The sequence below is a fragment of the Janthinobacterium sp. TB1-E2 genome (assembly GCF_036885605.1).
GTDB lineage: Bacteria > Pseudomonadota > Gammaproteobacteria > Burkholderiales > Burkholderiaceae_D > Janthinobacterium > Janthinobacterium aestuarii.
The window spans coordinates 6030604-6048386 of sequence record NZ_CP142523.1; the positions used below are offsets into that span (position 1 = coordinate 6030604).

Here is a 17783-nt window from a genome sequence, read left to right on the forward strand (position 1 = left end):
TGGCACGCGCATGATGGGCGCTCGAACCACGCAAGGAGTACATCATGAAAAAAACAGGATCAGCCGTCTGGAGTGGCGGCCTTAAAGATGGCAAAGGGTTTATTTCCACCCAAAGCGGCGCGCTCGACAATGTAGCCTATGGCTTCAACACGCGCTTCGAAGACGGTCCCGGCAGCAATCCGGAAGAACTGATCGGCGCGGCCCATGCGGCCTGCTTCACCATGGCCCTGTCCGGCCAGCTGGGCGAGGCGGGCCTGCGCGCCACCGCCCTGAAAACCACGGCCGATGTCAGCCTGGAAAAAATCGATGGCAGCTATGCCATCACGGCCGTGCACCTAACCCTGGTGGCGACCATTCCCGGCGCCACCGACGAAGCGTTCCAGGACGCGGCCCTGCGCGCCAAGCTCGGTTGCCCCGTATCGAAGTTGCTGGCCACGGAAATCACCTTGGACGCCCATCTGGAGTAAGCACGCCACCGTCCGCCGCCCCGGTAGCAGCGGGCGGCAGGGGCGGTCTCGGCAAGAAAGCCGTAAAACGCATAAAATCCTGCCATTCCCCTATCACCATCAAGGATTTACGATGCGTATTTTGCACACCATGTTACGGGTCGGCGACCTGCAGCGCTCCATCGATTTTTACACCAAGGTCCTGGGCATGACGCTGCTGCGCACCAGCGACAATCCGGAATACCAGTACACCCTGGCCTTCGTCGGCTATGGCTCGAATCCCGATCATGCGGAACTGGAACTGACGTATAACTATGGCACCACCAGCTACGAGCTGGGTACGGCGTATGGCCACATCGCCATTTCGGCCGACGACATCGTCGCCGCTTGCGGCGCGGCACGCGCGAATGGCGGCAACGTCACGCGCGAACCGGGTCCCGTCAAAGGCGGCAATACCGTCATCGCCTTCATCACCGATCCGGACGGCTACAAGATCGAATTGATCGAACGCAAGTTCGACGGCCAGGGCGGCGGGCTGTAAGTCCTCAGCCTGGCTCGGCGGCCTGTGCAATGGCCGCGCGTAGCCAGGCGATGCCCGCATCGCCGTCCGTGCGGCGGTGCCGTATCGTTTCAAACGCAAACGGCGCGATGGCAAATGGCGCGGCATACAGCGCCAGCCCCTGCGCCGCACTGTCCTGCAAGGCGCGCTGCGCCACCGTCAGGATCAAGTCCGTCCCCCTCACGACCTCCGGTGCGACCGTCCAGTACGGCACACGCACGGCGATGCGGCGTGTCTGTCCCAGCTGGGCCAGGGCAGCATCGACTTCGGCCGCCATGCCGCCTTCGCTGGATGCCACCAGCACATGCGGGCGCGCCAGATAGGTTTCCAGGCTCAGCATTTCACCGGACGCCAGGCTGGCAGGATCGAGCGCGCACACGAATGTTTCCTCGAACAGGGTTTCACGATGTAACTGCTCGGGCAGTTGCGGAAACACGCCCAGCGCCAGGTCGATCTCGCCATCCTGCACGCCAGCGATCACGGCCGATCGGCTGGCATAGCTGATGGCCAGGTCGATACCGGGCGCTTCCACGCGCAAGCGGCGCAGCAAACGCGGCAAGATCAGCGCCGCGCCGTAATCCGACATGGCCAGGCGAAACACGCGCTGCGCCGTGGCCGCCTCGAAGACGGCGCCACCGAGCACGGAGCGCACGCTTTGCAAGGCTTCGGCCAGCGGCCGCGCCAGCTCCAAAGCACGCGCCGTCGGCTGGAAGCCGCCCTTGCCACGCAGCAGCAGCGGATCGCCGAGCAGATGGCGCAAGCGGGCCAGCGCATGGCTGACGGCAGGCTGGCTCATGTGCAAGCGCTCGGCCGCGCGCGACAAATGGCGCTCGCTGAGCAGCGCTTCCAGGATTACCAGCAGGTTCAAATCCACGGCCCGCAGATTATTCATTTGCTGCATAGTTGGCTGACAAACTACGAATTGGATTTAATGATGACAGCATAATACGATGACTCCATCAACTCAACTTTGGAGTCACACATGCATGGATGGATTACCGTATTTGCCCCGCTGGCCATGCTGGCCGGCGCCGTCGTCCCGTTCCAGGCGGGCGCGAATGCCGCGCTGGGCCGCAACCTGGGCCACCCGCTGTGGGCCACGCTCGCCTCGCTGGCCGTCAGCGCCGTGCTCGCGTCGCTCGTGATGCTGGTCTGGCGGGTGCCCGCGCCCGATGTCGGTCTCGCCATGCGTGGACCGGGCTGGTCCTGGCTGGGCGGCGCGGCCGGCGTGTTTTACATTACGGCCGCGCTGATGCTGGCCCCGCGCATGGGTTCCGGCCCCTTCATGGCGGCCGTCATCGGCGGACAGATGCTGGCCGCGCTGGCCATCGACCGCTACGGTTTGCTGGGCTTTGCCGTCAAGCACATTTCTCCGCTGCATTGGGCCGGTGCGGGACTGGTGGTGGCGGGGGTGATCCTCACGCAAATAGCCAACAGCCGTGCCGCGTGAAAACAGGTCAAGACGAAGAAAAACCAGCGCCGTCACCGGGGCTGGTTTTCATCTGAATCTGCAGAAAAAAGATTACTTGTCGAGCAAGGCGTTGACGGGCATCAAATCCGTTTCCTTCAACGTGCCGGCCGCCGCCTTCAGGCGCAAGCCGTTCATGATGGTGTCGTAGCGGGCTTTCGACAGGTCTTTTTGCGTCGAAAACAATTGTTTCTGCGCATTCAAGACGTCGATATTGATGCGTACGCCCACTTGATAACCGAGCTGGTTCGACTCCAGTGCCGACTTGCTCGACACTTCCGCCGCTTCCAGCGCCTTGACTTGCGCCAGGCCGCTGTTGACGCCCAGGAAAGCCTGGCGCGCGCCTTGCGATGCCGTGCGGCGTGCCGTTTCCAGGTCGTTGCGGGCCTTGTTTTCCAGCGCGATCGACTCGCGCACCTTGCTGGTGACGGCAAAGCCGCTGAAGATCGGGATGCTCCACTGCACGCCGATGGCGTTGTTGTTGGAACTGCCGCTGCCGCCGCCCGTCGTGTAGGTGTGGCCCGCGTTGGCGATCAGGTCCAGGGTCGGATAATGGCCGGCGCGGTTGCGGCCGATGTCGCGCTTGGCCGATTCCACGTTGAACTGGGCCGTGACGACGCCAAAGTTCTGCTCTTCCGCCGAGCTCACCCATGGTTCGATGGCGGCCGGTTCCGGCGCGCTGATGACCACGCCCGTGCGCATCGGCGCCAGCGACGTTGGCGCTTCGCCGATGATGGTTTGCAAGGCGCTGCGCTTGTTGGCCAGGTCATTGATGGCGGCAAATTCCTGCGCCACCACCAGGTCGTAGGCCGCCTGCGCTTCGTGCGTGTCGGTAATCGTTTGCGTGCCGACTTCGAAGTTGCGCTTGGCCGATGCCAGTTGCTCTGTCGTAGCCACTTTTTGCGCCTGCGTGGCGCCCAGGTTGTCCTGCGCGCTCAGCACGTCGAAATACGCCTGCGCCACGCGCGTGATCAGATCTTGCTGTACCTGTGCAAATTGCGCTTCGGCAATCGCCTGCGCCAGCTTGCTTTGCTGATAGGTTTCCCAGCGATCCCAGCGGAACAGCGGCTGCGCCAGGGTCAGATTGTAGGTATTCGTGTGCACCTTGACCGTCGGCATGGAAATCGTGCTGGTGATCGGCTCGATACTGTTGCGCGTATTGCTGCCCGAAGCCGACACTTGCGGCAGCAAGCCTGCCAACCCCTGCGGAACCCGCTCCATCCCGGCCGACAGGGCCGCACGCGCACTCGCATACTGCGCGTCATTGGCCAGCGCCTGCTGGTACACCTGGATGAGATCGGCCGCCTGCGCTTGCAGCGAGCATGTCATCGAGACAAAGGCGCTGGTCATCAGCACGGCGATAAGGGGTTTCCGCATTGCATTTCTCCGTTGGAGTCGTCAAAAGTTGATGGAATCAAAAATCTGCTACCGCTTGCCTTGCGCCCGCCGGGTGAGCGGGGTACAGGCCTCCGCAGGCATGCAGGAAAACATGCCTGGGTGCATCTACTGCAAAATAACTTAGTATTTAGGCATCGCGCTGTCGACTTGCAGCGCCCAGGCGTGCACGCCGCCCGTCAAATTACTGATCTTGCCAAAACCGTTGCGCTCCAGGAAGGCCGCCACTTGCATGCTGCGCATGCCGTGATGGCAGATGCAGACGATCTCGGCGTCTTCATCGAGGTCATCGATGCGGGCAGGAATCGAGTTCATCTGCATCAGGGTGGCACCGTCGAGGTGGCACAGGTCAAACTCCCACTGTTCCCGCACGTCCAGCAACAACGGACGCGGGCGGGAAGGGTCAGCCAGCCAGGCGGCCAGCTGCGGTGCACTCAAATGCTCCATCGAATCGGTCGCCTCAGAACTGGAAATGCGACGGTGCAACAGCTTGCAGCGGCGTGACATTGGTTTCAAACAGCTTGCGCGTGTCGTAGGCCTTGTCCGAGCTGCGCGTGATCAGATGCGCGGACATGATCGGCGCTTCGCCGATGATGGCCAGGATGCGGCCGCCCACTTTTACTTGTTGCAACAACGCTTCCGGCAACACGGCCAGGGCGCCGGACACGACGATCACGTCGTACGGCGCGCCTTTGCTCCAGCCCTGGGCGCCGTCGCCCAGTTCCACGGTGACGTTCGTCACGCCATTGGCGGTCAGGTTCTGCTCGGCCAGGGTTTTCAATTGGGGAACGATTTCCACGCTCGTCACATGCCGCGCCTTGTGCGCCAGCAAAGCGGCCATGTAGCCGCTGCCGGTGCCGATTTCCAGCACATTTTCATGCTTCTTGACGGCTACATCTTGCAAAATTCGCGCTTCCAGCTTCGGCGTCAACATGCATTCGCCGCCGCCCAGTGGAATTTCGGTATCGACGAAGGCCAAGTTTTTATAGGCGGCCGGTACGAAATCTTCACGCTTGACCACGTTCAACAGCTCCAGCACGTCGATATCCAGTACGTCCCATGGACGGATTTGCTGTTCGATCATATTGAAGCGGGCTTGTTCGATATTCATCTTTGGACTCGGTAAGTGAAGTAATAATCCGCCATTTTATCGTTGAACTGGCTGAAAGCACATGTTAACCATAAAGGCGGGGAATGGAGGGAATTTGCGACGATCTGCAGATTTGGGGGGGCGAACCTTGGAAAAGGGGCAACTGAACGGTATCAGCGGACACGGCGCGTCAGCTTTTCCCGGGCGCCTCCACCTGCAGGCTGCGCAAGCTCATGTCGATAAACGCATCCATGTAGGCGATCGGATCGATATTCTTGACCTCGCACGGCAGGAAGGAATGCGTCCACATCATCAGCATGGTGACGGGTGCGCTGAGGATGGTGCTGACGAGCACGGGATCGACCTGGCGGAATTCACCGCGCTGCATGCCCCGTTCGACCAAGGTGGCAATCAGCGCATTCCCACGCGTGACCACCTCTTCGTTGTAAAACTGCGCCAGTTCCGGGAAATTGTTCGCTTCGGCCAGCATCAGCTTGGTCAAACCGGCCAGCTTGGTGGCGCCGAACTCTTCCCACCATTGCATCATCATGCTGCGCAATAACTCGGCGCTGCTGCTGTCCGAGGCGGCCATGCTGTCTTCCGCCTCGCCGATCGACTGCACGATATTGTCGCGCACCACGGCCTTGAACAACTCTTGTTTATTCTCAAAGTACAGGTACAGAGTGCCTTTCGACACGCCAGCCCGCTTGGCCACATCCTCCAGGCGCGTCGATGCAAAGCCCCGTTCGACAAACAGGTCGAGGGCGGCGGCGAGCAATTCCTGCGGGCGGGCATCCTTGCGCCGCTCCCAGCGGGGCTTGGTATCAATCGGGGCTTGCATGTATCTTTCCAAGTAACTTACTTTTGAGTCATTAATAGTAGTCCTGTCTACCGCCAAGGTCAAGCGCGAGGCATGTTACGTCGGAATAGAAACTTGAACACAGTAATAGAAACTTGAATGGACGATCAGGTCATTTTAATAACAACTTGAATCATATAAGTAGTTGAGGGTTTCCGTAAGGGTGGCACGTGCCGTGACTTCTGGGGCCTGCTCATATTTTTATTGACAAAGGAAAAAACGTGTCCATAATACTCCTATTAATAGTTTTATTTACTTCTAAAGTTAGCATATGAGCCCATTCTCAACAGTATTTCGGGAATTGCGCATATTTTGCGAGCTACGGCAGGCTGAATTCGCCTCCCAACTTGGCTACGAACAAAGTTATATCTCAGCTATTGAGCTGGGCACCAAGGGGCCGCCATCCATCGATTTCATCGAGCGCCTGGTGCAGCGTTTACAGCTTGACGAGCATTGGAAGAAACGCTTGCTTGAAGCGCTGGACGAGTCCCAGCGAAAAATTATGTTGCCCAATGAGGCACCCGATGAGATGTACAGGATGTTCAATGAACTTCGGCGCCAGATCGGTGCATTGCACCCGGCCCAAGTGGAACTGATACGAATGGCATTGCGCATGCCTGTCATGTTGTCGCACCCACCTTTCAAACCTTTGCGCCCCCTCAAGCGCAAAGGAGAACCAGACAGAACCGATGTGGTCGAAATAATACGGTAATGCCAAGCCGGCGGCTTGGCACCAGATCAGGACAAGACGGTTGGCTACTCTGCCCCGCGCTATTAATCCTGCCCTGCCAAAGCATCACGTAAATAGTCGCACTCGATAGTCGTGCATTGACCGACGTCCATAATGTGAGCTATTTACCTCCAAAATTTGAGCTTTTTCGTTTCTAAGACGACATGAATGCTTCGGTGCGTCATTGCGTGCGGAAAAACATATTCTGGAGATGGAGCGGTCCATGTCGGGAACTACGCAACAATTGACCAGTTCGGGGCGTTTCGATGCCCCATCAGACTTGATTGCCGTTCCGGCCGAGCCGACGCCCAAGCATCGACTACAAAAAGGCATGACGCACAAGAAGTTGTGCCAGCGCATCAGGCTGGGCCATGGCATGGGTCACGGCAGCGGCTATTTGCCTTGGTTGATCCTGCGGCGCAACAACCCTTCGCCCTATTCGAATCAGGTGGCCACCTCCATGCCGCCTTTGCGCCGTGGTGCCTATTATTACTCACGTGGCGAATACCACACCGCGTTGCTGCTGTTATGGCTAGGTGTGCGGGACCTGCGCGAACAATTTCCGCTATGGCCAATCGCTCATCCCCATCCGCTCGATGGAACGCCGGGCACGGCTCCCATCCAAAGACCGTGGTCTCGGGGCTTGCTCGATATCGCCCGTGAAGCCGGTATCGATCATGGCTACGAAATCGGTTCCGGCGTTCCCTATGTGGCGAGCCTTGACCTGCTGGCCACAGCACCGCTGCCAGGGGGAGATAGGCTGGCAGGTTTCTCGTCGAAACCGATCGTTGACCCCACTCAGGAGGTCGACTGGCGCACGCTTGAACGGCTGGAGTTAGAAAGGCGCTATACCGCCGCTATCGATTGTTCCTATTTCGTTTCCAGTTCCGCCCTGATACCGAAACTCATGGCCGGACAGCTTGAAGTCTGGTTGGACGCGTCGACGTTGTATTGCGCACCGCATCTCATTACCTGGGCCGGCGAGTTCGCGCACTACCTCAACGCCAGCCTTGATCTGCCGATCAACGAAGCAGTGCTCCATGCGGCCCGTACGCTACGCCTCACGACCGCCGAGGCCTGGCTATTGTTCCAGCACTGCGCATGGACACAGAGCATCGACATCGACCCATCGCAACGTATTCTGACCTCCTACCCAGTCCGGCCAGGCGGGCGGGCCATGCGAGACGACTTGCGCCGGCGCTTTTTCGGAGATACATGGCCATGACGGAAACGACCATCGAGCCGGGCCTGGTGCTTGCCGGGACTTCGGACAATTCGCCTCTTCCTGGCCTGTATCGCGTGCTGGAAGTGGCTTCGTACCTGGATCAAGTCACACTCATCCCGATTCCGAGTATCGGCCGGGACATGCCGGGCAAGAAGCAAAAAAGCTATTACGCCAAGGGATTCTTTTTAAGAAAGCTATCCCAGTTGAAATTCTGGCTTGAAACGGATGCCATTAAACCGACGACATTGGCCTTGCCGAACCACTGGCACCTTGGCGATGAAGATTTTCGCCGCCTGTGGCCACCTTGCAACGACCCGGCTATCGCGCCGGAAGACCGGCACCGATCAACGCTCGAACTTCGACGGGACCGCAAATGGACTTTGATCGCACCACTCATTCCCAGCGGCGCCGGCATACGGCCACCGAACCTGGCCTGCCTCGATTCTCTGGTGCGCGCGCGGGCAAGGGAGGCTGGCGTCAGTGCGGGACAGGTATTTGATGCATTGCATCGTTATTATGCTTTTGGATGCATCAAAAATGCATTGATACCCAATAATGTTGGTCGATCCGGCGCACCTGCGGTTCCGCGTCGGGGAAAAAATCAGGTCAAGTTGGGGCGCAAAAACACGGCCGTCAAAGCCGGCGACACGGAGAAAGCTGGACTCATCCTGACCGATCAGGACGTGCTGAACATTCAGGATGGCTATATTTCGTTCGTCCATCCCGGCACAACCGTGAGGCAAGCCTTCCTGTCCATGACCGGGACGTATTACAGCACCGGCCATGTTCTTCAACAAGGCCTGCTGACACCAGTACTGTTGGATGCCCACTTACGACCGACTGAAGACAATTTTCGCTATCACGGACCTAAAGCGCCGGACGCCACCGGCGCCGCGCGCAGGTTAATGGGTGAGGGGAAATGGGCCCGTGATTATCGTCACTTGGCCGGCACGGTGCGCGACGGCATCGTCTCGATCGGGCAGGTCGGATCGCTTGATGCGTCCCCGGTCGACGTCAATTTCGTCGCATGTGGTGACCCGCGACAACCGATCGGCGTAGGCCGGGGCCTGTTCGTACGCGATGCGTGGCTCGGACTGTATCTTGGCTGGCATATCGGCATGGGAGGATTGGGCACGGACGACGCCAAGATGGCGATTTTGAGGGCCGCGACCGACAAAACTTCCATGCTTGAACGCTACGACCTCGATCTGCCGCCTGAAGATTTTCCCGCGCTGTTTTTCACCAAATACCTCAGCGATAACGGGGAATTGCGCAGCAAGGGCGGCATCACGACCATGGTAGACGACCTGGCGTCGCGCATCGAATTTATTGCCAGCGGCAGAGCGGACCGCAACAGTCCATCGGAGTCGGGACACCATTCGCGACACCGCAATTTCGACCATCACATCACTGGCACTACAAAAGGGCGCCCATCGAAGCGCGGCGAGCGGCCAGCGATTACCAAAGCCTTGATCTCACGCTTTTCCTATACGCGCCTGCTCTTGCTCTGGATACACTGGGCCAATACCAAACAGGACCTTCCCTTGCACATGGTGCCGAGCGAAATGCGCAGGGAATATGCAGCACAAGGGGAAATCGTTCCACGTACCCGCATCGCTATCTATCGATGGGCAAAATTGAATGGTTATGTTGCCGGAAAACCGGTTGACCCAACCTATCTGCGCTCGCATTTGTTACCGCGCTTCACCGCGAGTGTTCAGCGCAGGGGACTTGTATTGCATAGGCCCAATACCGGCAATGCTGTGGAATTACTAAACGGAGCACGGTTCAATCACCAGTATCTGGCCGAATCCGGCCTTATTCGCGATGCCATAGCAAGCGGCAACATCCACATCGAAGTGCGGGCCGATCCGGACGACCTGTCTCACATTTTATTGATGGATAAAAACGGAACGCACATTATCCCCAACATCAAGGATGACGCCATACTGCTACACGAGGGTGGTATAGCTGATCTGTGCGGGCTCAATGACGCGGATCGCTTGTACGTTCAGACGACAACATCGCGCCGCGACCAGGATGAGATCGATCAGCAGGCATTCAGGCAAGAAACTGAAGCCGATGCCAGGGATAGGAAAAAACTGGCGCAAGACAGCCTCGGGAAAAAGACTGCACAGAGCAATAAGGCGGGCAATGTTCGCGCTGCACAGGCACAAGAAAAACGCGACCAGCTCGACGATGCCGTGCGGCGCGCAACCGAACCTATTGCACCCTCACCACCCTCGGCACAGCCACCGGCCACAGCATCGCCGCCAGTGCCAGCCGAACCGGCGCCACCGGCATTATCGACCTTGACCGATATCAGAAAGCATCGCCTATCCCGCTTTAATAGTGAAAGGAAGTTTTGATGTTCTCATCCGCCCAAACCACCGTCTCACCGCCCGTCCCCAATCCTTTTCTGGAACCGCTTGAAGTGCATTTGTCGACGCAAAATCTTGAACAACGCCTGTCGAATTGGCCGTTGGACGGCCTGGACATCAAGAACCTCGACATGCAGACGCGCCTTGATCTACTCGATCGGCTGCAAGATCAAATGTTTGAGCCAACGCTGACAGCTATTGATACGACAAGCCGCCTGTTCCGGGTGATACGTCGCGGCTACACATCGCACAATCCGGCCTTGGTCTCGTCGCGGCAACAAATGATGGCGCTTGCCCGCTGCGCCGGTCGGGAACTCAATAATTTGCCTTGGTTACCCAGCTACGCAAAAGGATTGCGCGCGAGTGGTATCACGGGGCTCGGCAAAAGCTACGAGATTTTGCGTGCACTGAGCCTCATTCCTCAACGCATAGACCACGGCCCGTCCAAAAGCGCCGACTGGAACCACATGATTCAAGCTCCATGGCTGTACGTGGCAATGAGCCACGACGGCTCGCTCGGCGGCCTGCTGCTCCAGATATTGACTGCGCTCGACGCTGCCATCGGCACCAATTATGCTCGCGCCCGTGACATCGCTGGCCTGAGCAATGAAAAGCTCGCCGTCCATATCGGCATCATCCTGCTCAACCACGGCGTCGGCGTGTTGGTCATCGATGAATTACAAGGTCGCAATTTCGCCGGTGGCGTGCGAGGCGGCCTCGCCGCGACGTTTTTCCTGCGCTTACTCAACTTCGGCATCCCTCTGGTACTGATGGGCAACCCTCTTGGCATGGATGCGCTCGATTCATTTTCACAGGATATGCGCCGGGTAGGCTCGGGTGGCAACATCGAAATGCACCCGATGGAGTCGTTTGACTATGACTTTACCGACGTTCTTGCGCCTGCACTGTGGCGATACAACGTGATGCCAGAAGCGTCGCCGATTGCCGACAAGGACGGTGCGATCCTGTTCAAATATTGCGGCGGCATCCGTGATTATGCAGGTCGCATCCGCGCCAGTTCGCAGCGTTTGGCGCTCGACGAAGGTTGTTCTTATGTTACTGAAGTCCATATGGAGCAAGCTTTCAACGGCCCGGACTTCAGCGCCAAGGACAGAGCTTTGATCGCTGGCTTTCGCGACAAAAATCCCCTCCTTCTTCAGCAATTTGACGATATTCCCTGGCGCAGTTATGCGGTGCGCTGGGGATTGCACCCGTCCTCCCAGGACGCATCGACAGCATCGGAGGCAGCAGCGCCGGAAACGCCACCGAAAGCATCATCACCGCCTAAAACACGCAAACCCGTGGCGCAACAGTCGAAAGAAACCGCACAACGCAATCGCACCAGAAAAGCCAATCAAAAAGCGGAAAACGCCATCAAAAAAGCCAGTCTTGACCCGGAGGACATGCGCAATCAAGGCTTGCAAGAACATCTGATCAGCGGCCTGGAACAACTCCAAGCCAACAATTCACAGATCAATCCATCCTCATCAGGAGCGTAAGCATGCCCGTCAAGACCGATGCGCGCGTACCAAGTATTCTGCCTTTTTTCCCTCTTGGCTTTCCCGATGAGACAATCGGCTCGCGAGTGAGCCGTTACCATATTCGCCGTGGCCGGCCAACGATCCAGGTAACGTACAAGCAGTTGTTCGACAAAGCGCCGTTCAGTTTGACAGGGCTGGTGCAGCCTAACCTCGACAAGCTGGCCGAAAGATTACCTGGTTTGCCTCGCCACAATTTGGTGCAACTGCAAAATGACAGCACCCTGTTACCACTATTCCAGCAGTTCTTCGGCCCCAAGTCCGCCACAAGGCATCCGGATCGTATCCCAGGTCCCCCCTTGATCAAACTGCCGCGACGTATCAAGGGCGACAACCGGCTGACCTATATCTGCACCCACTGCCTGGTCGACGATGAACGCGATCATGGCTGTCCATACATCCACCGCGCACACCAGATCCCAGGTGTCACCGCGTGCTGGAAACATTCCATCCGATTGCTCGATCGCTGCCCGTCGTGCGGGTGCCCATTCGCTGAGCCAAAGCAATTGATCCTGTCCGCATGGATGGGGTGCGAGTGCGGTTGCGCTCTTGCCGATCAAGCACGGCCTGACCTGCAACCAGCGTCTGCGGTAGAGGTTGAATTCGCCCGCTTTGCACAAGTGCTCCTGGCTGCGAAGCCAAGCAAATTGAGTATCGAACAATTGATCGATATCTACAAAGTGCGCGCAATTGAAATTGGATGCCAGTGGGGAGACAAGCGCGTCAATCACAGTATGTTGTTGGGGAAAATCGAAGCGCATTTCGGCGCCGAATTGTTCGCCAAGATTGATCCGGCTTACAAATCTGGAAAAACGGAGCATTGGCTCAATATTCTTTGTGCCCACTCTGCGGTGGAGGCGCCGCTGACGCGGCACCTGATGGCCGCTTATTTTCTTTTCCGCGATGCCACCCTCTTTCTCAGCCGCGCCGACGCCATCCTGTATGCCAAGCCCGAACTTGGTGATCCTCCGCATATTACAGGTGTAGCCCCGCGCTCGTCCAATGACAACGTCGAATCCATAAAACGACCGGAAGAAGAGCTACTCGATGAACTGGTCAATCTGGCGCAGCGCGATCATTACGATATCGCACAGTTATGGCGCCATCATTTCGGCAGCATGAAACGGGTTGTCAAATTACTGCCAAATGCCAGCGAAGTGATTGAACGCCGCTTGGCCAGCGCGGCGGCAAAGCAAAAAAAAGATGCCGCTAGGGCACTCAAAGTTCGAGAACAGCGTCTTGTGCGCGATGCCCAGTGGTCGGAAGCTGTCAAGGCAAGCGCGGTCGAGTTATATGGGGAAAATGCCAGGCCCGTGCGAGTTACCAAGAATCGATTGTTGCAAGCATCAAAATCCAAGTCTAAATCCTCTTGGCCTGCAGGGCCGGGATTTCCGTTGACTGCCGCGGCGATCAGTGCCAATGAGGAAAGCCTCTGGCATTTTTATGCTAGGCGCATCCTGTGGACCTTGCAATGTCTTCATGATCCGCACACGACCGAACACAAAATCATTGCGCTATCCAAGCTCGAAGTCAATAAATTCAGGGTCATCATGGAATATTTTTCCGACTTTGTTCCTTGTGGAGGAGGCTCAATTCAGGTCATCAAGTCAATCCTGAAATCGCGCGGCCTTGCCAAGAATTGGCAAGGCCCTTGTCCCGAACGCGAATTCTACAAGGCAGGTCGGGCTTATCGCCTGCGCACCGCGCGCCGGGGCCCCATTTGGCGGCCGCGCTGGCGATACACAACTGGGTGCCTGACGCTCGGCCATACGATCCGTGTAAAGAGAAGCCAGATGGATATCCATTGCTTGCCGATTGCACGATCCGACGAAACGCTTTATAGCGTCGTCGCAAGGATACGGCTGGCCAACGCGGCAAGAAATGACATCGATGCCTGCCAAAGTCTGTTTGGCCATTCACGCAACACGCGAGTGTCCGACTTCCCCGTCAACCTGAAACGGTTTTGTGACGTTACCCAAGATTGCTTTGGCGATCCTGCACGTGTTCTCGCTGATATGACATTGAGTGGCTTTTTTGAGCGGCTGGGCAGCCGCCCATGGAATAGCGGCTCGGCTCCCGCACCAATCATCGCCGCAGGCTATGGTTTGTCGACGTTGTCGAACGGTGCCGCCGGCCGATGGAGGATGTGTCTGCATTGTGTCGAAAGTGACCTGCGCTGCCATGCGACGGCATTCTGGCGTCGTGCGCACCATCTGCCCACAGCATTCGTCTGCCCCATCCACGCCACGCCTCTGGCGAGCTGCATGCTGGCGCCTCTCGAACGTCACAAGCGCTTCCTGCTACCGGAGCAAATCGAAGCGGCCCCCCTCAAGGCGTACGTCGATTGGGCAGCGCACTACCATACATTGAATCGCCTGACTATGCTGGGCATGGATGTGCTGAAGGATACCCGGCAAAGTATCGACGCGGACACCGTACACGCGACTTTGCTCAACGCGCTCGATAATCACGGCCTGCTGACGGCCACGGGCATGCTGCGGCGTGTACCATTTTCCAGCGAATTTGTGCATCGTTACCAATTCCTGAGCGGGCATCGCGACTTCACGCCGGCGCTCTCGCCGCAGGGTATCGCCATCTTGCAGCGTAGCTTTATTCATCCGGCACCGCCGCGTTCGGCCATCCACAACCTGCTCCTGGTCGATTGGCTATTCGGCTCCTGGCAGGCATTTCATCAGCATTGCCACTGGCAAGCGACGATGGACTGCACACCATCTCAACAGGCACGGCACGCTCCGGAGGCTGCGCCGCAAACACACCGGAGAAGATGCCTGGAATTTCTGGATTCAGATGGCAAAGCAACGCGTAGCCGTTTTGCCAGGGCTGCACCGACTTCGTTTCGCTGGCTGTTGCGCTTTGACCAAACCTGGTTCGACGCCACGTTACCTATTCGTTCAAAGAACAAGCAGCCTGGGCTGTTCTGAGCCACGGCAGCACTCGCCAGCTCAATTTGGCAGATCCATGAGGACATGAAAGAGCTGGGTTATGCAGGGTCATACGACCGCGTGGCAGCGTTTGCCAGGAAGTGGAAGGCGGGTCAAACAGAGTGGGGCAATTCTGCAAGCAAACAAACATCATCAAATTGATCTGGGAATTAGAGGGATCGACATGGCAGTACTAAGCATTATTCGATGCTGGCATATTCGCGACTAGGTCCGATTGAGCGTGAACCCCACGCGTTTTGGCATCTCAAGAAACACCGTACGGGCCCTACCTGCACTCGGAAACCATCGAGCCAGCGTACGCTAAACGGCGCTCATCCCACGCCATCGGAAAATATGCATTCCAGCTATCAATACTTCTCAAGGCAGAGGCGACGAGATCACGCAGCAATTGGCATAACGTGCAGAAGCTATTTCTCGATGCCAACGACGAGTCGTCCCAATCGCCTGGAAATTCTGAAGGGGATAAGCAATCAGCGAGTTCAATTCATCGTTACTGATGTCCTGGTAGCAGTGACTGGGCATGACGCGCAGTCCCCGGCATCGCGGCCGATACCCATGGGGCCGGAGCTGAGCAGGTGTTGGCCTGCGGCCACGTGATCCAGCAGGTAGTTGGAGACGAAGCCGCCTTGGGCCCGCTTAACGGTCAGGTCGTAATACTGGTGCTGCGACGGCGCCGAAGAGATGGCGTAAGGCCGCGCGGTAGATACGCCGTCGATTTCCACGAACAGGTGGACATACTGGCTCGCCTGAAACGGTGGCAAGGAGGCGCCGTCTTCGGCCACCATGCGTAAAGTCTTGGTACTCGGCGTCTCTTCGATTACGGTATCCGCTGACGCCCTATCTGTTGGAAGGGGCCCGCCGCGCCATGCTGGTCATGGCCGAGATCCAGTTCGTAGCAGGGACGAAATCGGTGTTCCCGCTGCACGAGCAAGCTAGGCTATGCAGCACGCTGGAAGATGCGCGGCGCCTCATCCAATCCCTGCCGATAGAGCCGTATCTCACGAAGATTTTGAGCGCCCATGTCATGGGGAGCTGCGGCCTCAGTGCCGACGAACGCAAAGGTGTCTCGCGCCCCGATGGCCTCCATTGGCAATTGGAGAACCTGTCTGTCCACGATGGATCACTATTTCCAACCGGCATCGGAGCCAACCCTCAGCTTTCCATCTATGGAATCGTGAATCGGATAACGCAGGGTCTAATTCAGCGTTTGACAGGTCATGAAGTTGCATTAGCCTAGTAAGTCAGCATGACAGCCTACACTGAGCGGCGCTCCGCCCGGGTCATCGACAAATACGCCCTTGTGGCTTCGCTCACTCCTCTTGCTCTTCGGGGTACTCTGCTTGAGGAATTGATACCCAGCCATCGCGTGTGATACCAGCACTAAAGTAAATATCCTTGCTTTCGGTCGCCGCCCAGTGCCCACCGCGATGCAACACAGCGCGAATTACTGACTTTCGGGGGTGGTCCTCATCGGCCTTAGCGGAGCTGCATATGGCGTTCCAAGTTGGCTGGTCAGGCATCTTGTCCAAACGAGGACCAAGCAACTGATCCAGAATCTCAGTTGAAACATTATGGCGTCCGCCGTGATGGGGCACTTGAAAATACCGAATACCTGGTAGCGCGAGTCCAGCAAATGGAGCATAGTTAATGACTTCTTGTAGCGCTTCACGTCCTGCATCGCCTGTCAACAGGACGCGATGACTGATCTTGCCCCAATATAACCAGACACAGCCAATCGTTTAGTTAGCGCCGCTTTCCTGAGCCCGGCGCGCCAGCTCCCTCCTGAACATGCGAGGCGATTTCCATTTCAGCGACGAATGCGGATGGACCTCGTTGAAGTGCATAAAGGCGTCTGGCAGTTGAGCCAGAACGATTTCTGCGCTGCTGCGGTCCATCAAGTTCACGTAGTCCCGTTTAAACGTGTTCACGAAGCTCTCGGCCATGCCGTTCGACTGCGGGCTGCATACCGGTGTATGCACCGGTTCAATCCCAAGTGCGCGCACCAGCGCGTGCGTTTCATGGGCTCGATAGGCGCCGCCGTTGTCGCTCAAGAATTCCAGCCGGGTCGAGCCGACGCTGGCCTGGCCGAATCTTGTCTCGACCGCTTCCACCAGCATGTCGCGCACGGGCTCGCCAGGCAGGCCACGTTCGGCCCACGCACGCCAGGCAATGATTTCTCGGTCACAGCAATCCTTCATGAACACACCGGTCACCACTTCGCCGTTGTCGCAGGCGATCTCGAAGCCGTCCGAGCACCAGCGCTGATTGGGTTCGTCCACCGCCACCGCGCCATTGTGCACGCGGCTGCTCACTGGGCGTTTCGGCGCCTTGGGTAGCAGCAGACTGTTCGCCTTCATCACGCGATAAAACCGCTTGTGATTGATTGCTGGCAAGCCCATCAAGGCGCGCGTGCGGTTGACCAGAGCGCCAGCCCGGCGGTAGCCATAGGTCGGCAGCGCTGTAATCTCGGCGCGCACGGCGTCGACCAGGATGGCGTCGGTAGGTTGGTGGAACGTCTGAGTGGTACGCCCGTCGATCCAGTCCGCGGGACGAACCAGCAACTGGGCTACGTGTGAGCGCGCTACGCCAAGGGCAGAGCAGACCGGCTTCACTGGTCGTCCTTGCCCGACAAGGGCGAGCGCGCAATCCACTTTTTTTCGCGAGCAAACTCGACGGCCTCCTTCAGGATTTCCGCCTCCATCGTCTTCTTGCCGAGCATGCGCTGCAACTGGGCTATCTGCGCGCGTGCAGCGGCCAGTTCGCTCGCTGGTACCACCGATTCGCCAGCAGTGACCGCCGTTAGCGCGCCTTCCCGTTCGAGCTTACGCCAGTTGAACAACTGGCTTGCACCGACGCCGTGCTTGCGAGCGACCAGCGACACGTTCATGCCTGGCTCGTAAGTCTCGCGCACCAGCGCCGCTTTTTCCTCGGCAGACCAGCGCCTGCGGCGCTCCTGGCCCACCGTCACCACCTCGATTGTTTGCTTGTTCCTAGTCATATGCACAGTCCTATTCCTATCCGTAAGAATAACGCATAGGCTGTGTCTGGTGAATCAAGGGGCTATTTCAAAGCTGCGCAACAGAGTGGATTACCTGCGGAATTTCTATGGCGAAACCTGGCGCTGATAGC

The 17783-nt window shown here is 57.9% G+C and carries 16 protein-coding genes; 9 read left to right on the forward strand and 7 right to left on the reverse strand.

The window, feature by feature from the left end:
• Positions 1-44: 44 nt before the first annotated feature.
• Entirely contained in the window at positions 45-467 is a 423-nt protein-coding gene (locus OPV09_RS27165) for an OsmC family protein (RefSeq protein WP_035828320.1), read from the forward strand.
• Positions 468-579: 112 nt separating this feature from the next.
• Positions 580-987 carry a lactoylglutathione lyase gene (gene gloA / locus OPV09_RS27170; RefSeq protein ID WP_331777246.1) on the forward strand — a complete coding sequence of 136 codons (408 nt, stop codon included), beginning with the start codon at positions 580-582 and terminating at the stop codon, positions 985-987.
• Positions 988-991: 4 nt separating this feature from the next.
• Here gloA and OPV09_RS27175 read toward each other — a convergent pair whose 3' ends face one another.
• A complete protein-coding gene (locus OPV09_RS27175; RefSeq protein WP_331777247.1) occupies positions 992-1897 on the reverse strand; it encodes a LysR substrate-binding domain-containing protein in 906 nt (301 codons plus the stop codon).
• 90 nt (positions 1898-1987) lie between these two features.
• Between OPV09_RS27175 and OPV09_RS27180 the strand changes: the two genes are divergently transcribed.
• Entirely contained in the window at positions 1988-2455 is a 468-nt protein-coding gene (locus OPV09_RS27180; protein ID WP_034745960.1) for a DMT family transporter, read from the forward strand.
• Positions 2456-2527: 72 nt separating this feature from the next.
• On the opposite strand, the gene OPV09_RS27185 is transcribed toward OPV09_RS27180, so the two are convergent.
• The 4 genes from OPV09_RS27185 to OPV09_RS27200 form a co-directional block, all read right to left on the reverse strand.
• Positions 2528-3850, reverse strand: coding sequence for a TolC family outer membrane protein (locus OPV09_RS27185; RefSeq protein ID WP_034745957.1), 1323 nt, complete (start codon positions 3848-3850; stop codon positions 2528-2530).
• A gap of 141 nt (positions 3851-3991) precedes the next feature.
• Positions 3992-4315, reverse strand: a complete 324-nt coding sequence (locus tag OPV09_RS27190) for a rhodanese-like domain-containing protein (RefSeq protein WP_034745954.1) — start codon at positions 4313-4315, stop codon at positions 3992-3994.
• A 13-nt stretch (positions 4316-4328) separates the two neighbouring features.
• Positions 4329-4979: a protein-L-isoaspartate O-methyltransferase gene (locus OPV09_RS27195; RefSeq protein WP_338679932.1), complete on the reverse strand. Its 651-nt coding sequence runs from the start codon at positions 4977-4979 to the stop codon at positions 4329-4331.
• Positions 4980-5148: 169 nt separating this feature from the next.
• Positions 5149-5799 carry a TetR/AcrR family transcriptional regulator gene (locus OPV09_RS27200; protein ID WP_034745948.1) on the reverse strand — a complete coding sequence of 217 codons (651 nt, stop codon included), beginning with the start codon at positions 5797-5799 and terminating at the stop codon, positions 5149-5151.
• 289 nt (positions 5800-6088) lie between these two features.
• Between OPV09_RS27200 and OPV09_RS27205 the strand changes: the two genes are divergently transcribed.
• The 5 genes from OPV09_RS27205 to OPV09_RS27225 all read left to right on the forward strand — a co-directional run bounded on the left by OPV09_RS27205 (position 6089) and on the right by OPV09_RS27225 (position 14633).
• Positions 6089-6529, forward strand: coding sequence for a helix-turn-helix transcriptional regulator (locus OPV09_RS27205; protein ID WP_338679933.1), 441 nt, complete (start codon positions 6089-6091; stop codon positions 6527-6529).
• Positions 6530-6770: 241 nt separating this feature from the next.
• Positions 6771-7772, forward strand: coding sequence for a hypothetical protein (locus OPV09_RS27210; protein WP_338679934.1), 1002 nt, complete (start codon positions 6771-6773; stop codon positions 7770-7772).
• Positions 7769-10141: a hypothetical protein gene (locus OPV09_RS27215; protein WP_338679936.1), complete on the forward strand. Its 2373-nt coding sequence runs from the start codon at positions 7769-7771 to the stop codon at positions 10139-10141. Before OPV09_RS27210 ends, OPV09_RS27215 begins: the two co-directional genes overlap by 4 nt.
• Positions 10141-11652 (forward strand): AAA family ATPase, encoded by a 1512-nt coding sequence (locus OPV09_RS27220; protein WP_338679937.1) that lies wholly within the window; start codon positions 10141-10143, stop codon positions 11650-11652. Before OPV09_RS27215 ends, OPV09_RS27220 begins: the two co-directional genes overlap by 1 nt.
• 2 nt (positions 11653-11654) lie before the next feature.
• Entirely contained in the window at positions 11655-14633 is a 2979-nt protein-coding gene (locus OPV09_RS27225; protein WP_338679938.1) for a TniQ family protein, read from the forward strand.
• Between the two features lie 500 nt (positions 14634-15133).
• Here OPV09_RS27225 and OPV09_RS27230 read toward each other — a convergent pair whose 3' ends face one another.
• On the reverse strand, positions 15134-15472 hold the full coding sequence (locus OPV09_RS27230) for an FAD-binding oxidoreductase (RefSeq protein WP_338682390.1): 339 nt from the start codon (positions 15470-15472) through the stop codon (positions 15134-15136).
• On the opposite strand from OPV09_RS27230, the gene OPV09_RS27235 reads away from it, so the two are divergent.
• Positions 15409-15891: a GMC oxidoreductase gene (locus OPV09_RS27235; RefSeq protein WP_338679939.1), complete on the forward strand. Its 483-nt coding sequence runs from the start codon at positions 15409-15411 to the stop codon at positions 15889-15891. The genes OPV09_RS27230 and OPV09_RS27235 overlap by 64 nt on opposite strands.
• A gap of 502 nt (positions 15892-16393) precedes the next feature.
• On the opposite strand, the gene OPV09_RS27240 is transcribed toward OPV09_RS27235, so the two are convergent.
• Positions 16394-17652 (reverse strand): IS3 family transposase gene (locus OPV09_RS27240; RefSeq protein WP_338679941.1). Its coding sequence is split into 2 segments (ribosomal slippage): positions 16394-17313 and positions 17313-17652, totalling 1260 coding nucleotides; the frame shifts between segments, so codons are not numbered across the junction.
• Between the last annotated feature and the right edge of the window lie 131 nt (positions 17653-17783).

Excerpts from the sequence above, each read along its gene's own strand:
- OPV09_RS27215 (WP_338679936.1), top strand. The coding sequence starts at position 7,769 with ATGACGGAAACGACCATCGAGCCGGGCCTGGTGCTTGCCGGGACTTCG.
- gloA (WP_331777246.1), top strand. The coding sequence starts at position 580 with ATGCGTATTTTGCACACCATGTTACGGGTCGGCGACCTGCAGCGCTCC.
- OPV09_RS27220 (WP_338679937.1), top strand. The coding sequence starts at position 10,141 with ATGTTCTCATCCGCCCAAACCACCGTCTCACCGCCCGTCCCCAATCCT.
- OPV09_RS27200 (WP_034745948.1), bottom strand. The coding sequence starts at position 5,799 with ATGCAAGCCCCGATTGATACCAAGCCCCGCTGGGAGCGGCGCAAGGAT.
- OPV09_RS27210 (WP_338679934.1), top strand. The coding sequence starts at position 6,771 with ATGTCGGGAACTACGCAACAATTGACCAGTTCGGGGCGTTTCGATGCC.
- OPV09_RS27185 (WP_034745957.1), bottom strand. The coding sequence starts at position 3,850 with ATGCGGAAACCCCTTATCGCCGTGCTGATGACCAGCGCCTTTGTCTCG.
- OPV09_RS27180 (WP_034745960.1), top strand. The coding sequence starts at position 1,988 with ATGCATGGATGGATTACCGTATTTGCCCCGCTGGCCATGCTGGCCGGC.
- OPV09_RS27195 (WP_338679932.1), bottom strand. The coding sequence starts at position 4,979 with ATGAATATCGAACAAGCCCGCTTCAATATGATCGAACAGCAAATCCGT.
- OPV09_RS27205 (WP_338679933.1), top strand. The coding sequence starts at position 6,089 with ATGAGCCCATTCTCAACAGTATTTCGGGAATTGCGCATATTTTGCGAG.
- OPV09_RS27175 (WP_331777247.1), bottom strand. The coding sequence starts at position 1,897 with ATGAATAATCTGCGGGCCGTGGATTTGAACCTGCTGGTAATCCTGGAA.
- OPV09_RS27165 (WP_035828320.1), top strand. The coding sequence starts at position 45 with ATGAAAAAAACAGGATCAGCCGTCTGGAGTGGCGGCCTTAAAGATGGC.
- OPV09_RS27190 (WP_034745954.1), bottom strand. The coding sequence starts at position 4,315 with ATGGAGCATTTGAGTGCACCGCAGCTGGCCGCCTGGCTGGCTGACCCT.
- OPV09_RS27225 (WP_338679938.1), top strand. The coding sequence starts at position 11,655 with ATGCCCGTCAAGACCGATGCGCGCGTACCAAGTATTCTGCCTTTTTTC.